Here is a 2,756-nt window from a genome sequence, read left to right as displayed (position 1 = left end):
CAAGTCCGTAGGACTTTGTCGACAGTCTGAGACCCGCTTACATTTAAAGTAAGCGGGTCTTTTGGGTGTTTTTACATGAAATCTAGCTATATTACTAACATACCCTTAATTTTAGTGAAAAAACTACAGATATATCGATTATTTATTTCAATTATTAACACATCAGGCCTTCTTAATTTATTTTGATTAATAATGAACGATTCAATTATTACTATCCACTTCACATGATATGCAACATTTACAGCAATGAATACTGCATGATAATATATAATCATAGGAAAAGGACAACTATTGGTAGTAGTTGTCCTTAAGGTAATAAAACGGTTACCAACGTTTATTTAATTCAAATTGTACTCTCATTATATAAAATATAATCCACACGTGCAAGTCTCAATATTATTAAATAAAATTGAAATGTTGTAAAAGTTTTATTACCTCTATCCAATAAAATCAAATGGAAAGAGGTTTTCATTATGTCTAATAAATTCTATATAGAAGAACAGTATAAAGAACGTTTTTATCAATTACCAAAAGTGTTTTTCACAAATCCTATCTATAAAAATATATCAAACGATGCAAAAATTGCATATGCTATTCTTCGTGATCGACTAGAACTATCCATTTTGAATAAATGGGTAGACGCAGACAATGCAATCTATTTTATTTATACAAATGAAACTCTGGAAAACATTCTTAATGTAAGTAAACCTAAAGTAGTAAAAATCAAGAAAGAATTAGAGAATGCAAATTTATTGGAGCAAAAAAGACAAGGTCTTAATAAACCTAACATGCTTTATTTAATGAAACCTAATGTTACTAATGATGATATTTATCAATTACAACAAGATGATAACATCGATAAAACTAGTAGTGACAAGGAAGTTAAAATTTTTAACTTCAAGAGATAAAAAAATTTTACTTCAAGAAGTTAATGAAATTAACTCTAATGATACTGATATTAACGATACTGATATTACAACTACTACAAAAAAAGAAAACAGTCGTTGTAATATACTAAAATGCCTTCAAGAAATTAAATTAGAATTTAATATTCAAATAACATCAGCATATCAGAAAGAATTAATCCCATTATTAATGAAATTTGATGATTCAATTAATTACTATGCAATACAATACGCTTCAAAACATGGAAAGAACCCAAAAGTTTTTCTACTTAAAATTTTACAAAATTGGTCTGATAAGGGAATTAAGTCATTAAACGAAGCAATAAATTATAATGTTCAAACAACTGGTAATATTAAAATTAAAGAATTAACCCCAAAATGGCTAAACAATCCTCAACAATTACGTAATGAACAATTGACACCAGAAGAGCAAGTAGATTTTGAAAGACAACGAGAAGCATTTAAACGACAATTAGAAAAAGATTGGAAAAGTTAATTTAGTTGCCTATTTATATAAAACGCTAAAGTTAACAAAAAAATTCTTTGTCATCTAAAAGTTCTTTTGAGGTATATATATCATTGTTGCTTTGAAGTTATTATGTTGTCCTATTTTTGTATAGTCTTTTCATATTCTGGACCATTTGTGGATATTATGCGTTTTAACTGTTAGTTTTTTATACTACTCCCTGTTTATGCAAATTTATCATATATTTTATCGTTTGTTCCTCTGTAATAATAAATTCAACTCAAATCAATTATTTTTAGATTTAGGCATCACTGTTCAGTCAAAATCTATTAATCAATGTTGGCATTTGTATAGATAAATTAGTGAAGTCAATGGCGTATCTAAAAGCACCTTAAAAAGTTGATTTCTAGAGAGAAAAATACTATAAATTCTAAATTCTTGATTATTGAAAACTTGTACTGTTAGTTTCAAGAAGTTTGAGATAGTGTCGACCTACATGATATAAGTAAGTCTATTTATGACATTATTCAAGACAATGATTTAATTAATGAGTTTTAAATCAGAGAAATTTACATTATAGATATGCAAGACAATATCGATTATAAAGAAAAATAAAATTATATGTGTTAACTAATTAATTGTATTGCTTTTGCTGATAATCTTAATATCTTTGTTCGATCTTATGTAGTGTAGTCGAAGGTATTATCAGCTGATTCATCGAGTCTGCTCGCAATAGTACCATTTGCAGTTATTTGTTCAATTTCAAACCACGCTTCATCTTCAGGATTTGTAAAAAAATAATCAATAATGGATTCAAACTCTTTAACTAATATGTGTTTTTTCTTCATAATTATAATTAAGAATGACGATTCCTCTCTCTTTTTTATTGGGAGGTTAATAAGGAATTCCCTCATCATCTAAGAGCCCTGTTTTTGCCCACATATGCATACTTGCTGTTTTGAAATTATTATCATATTGTTTTGTTTGTGTAGAGTGTTCCCACATTGCAGACCATTTGTTGATATGATCTACTTTGGCTGCTAATATTTTTGCAGTACCCACAGCATATGCAAAAATATTATATATTTTTTTACCTTGTCCTCTGTGATAGTTTCTTAGTGCTTTAACTAATGAACCCAATGTATTATTAACTATGTCAGTATATGCTTCATTGTTGATATTAGGATATGGATTGATTTGATCTGAGATATTGTTGAATAAGCACTTAATTTGAGCATCACTAAAGAAAGGTTTATAACGTTGATATAATTCAATCGGTACACTTTCAGGACAAGCTCTGAAATATTTGATATTTTCATTGCGTTTTAATTGGATTTGTTTTTTTCTACATTTGTTACTTACAAAAGAATTTAATAGTTTTATAA

Annotated in this window: 3 protein-coding genes and 1 pseudogene; 2 read left to right on the top strand and 2 right to left on the bottom strand. The window is 27.4% G+C overall.

Going from position 1 to position 2,756, the window contains the following annotated elements; all coding sequences use genetic code 11:
- Positions 1-473: 473 nt before the first annotated feature.
- Complete coding sequence (locus tag HMPREF3031_RS09635; RefSeq protein ID WP_070724852.1) at positions 474-908, top strand: replication initiator protein A; 435 nt, start codon at positions 474-476, stop codon at positions 906-908.
- Complete coding sequence (locus HMPREF3031_RS13690) at positions 871-1,401, top strand: DnaD domain protein (protein ID WP_070724850.1); 531 nt, start codon at positions 871-873, stop codon at positions 1,399-1,401. The genes HMPREF3031_RS09635 and HMPREF3031_RS13690 overlap by 38 nt, the downstream gene beginning before the upstream one ends.
- A 650-nt stretch (positions 1,402-2,051) precedes the next feature.
- Here HMPREF3031_RS13690 and HMPREF3031_RS13475 read toward each other — a convergent pair.
- The gene (locus HMPREF3031_RS13475) at positions 2,052-2,219 is read right to left on the bottom strand and encodes a hypothetical protein (protein ID WP_156666418.1); all 168 of its coding nucleotides are present in this window, start codon (positions 2,217-2,219) and stop codon (positions 2,052-2,054) included.
- Between the two features lie 46 nt (positions 2,220-2,265).
- A pseudogene (locus tag HMPREF3031_RS13470) lies at positions 2,266-2,756 on the bottom strand (hypothetical protein); the annotation flags it as partial.

Origin of the sequence: Staphylococcus sp. HMSC072B07 (assembly GCF_001815505.1) — a bacterium.
GTDB classification, from domain to species: domain Bacteria; phylum Bacillota; class Bacilli; order Staphylococcales; family Staphylococcaceae; genus Staphylococcus; species Staphylococcus simulans.
The sequence above is the reverse complement of the archived record's forward strand: the minus strand, read 5'-3'. Positions and strand labels throughout refer to the sequence as shown.

Excerpts from the sequence above, each read along its gene's own strand:
- HMPREF3031_RS13475 (WP_156666418.1), bottom strand. The coding sequence starts at position 2,219 with ATGAAGAAAAAACACATATTAGTTAAAGAGTTTGAATCCATTATTGAT.
- HMPREF3031_RS09635 (WP_070724852.1), top strand. The coding sequence starts at position 474 with ATGTCTAATAAATTCTATATAGAAGAACAGTATAAAGAACGTTTTTAT.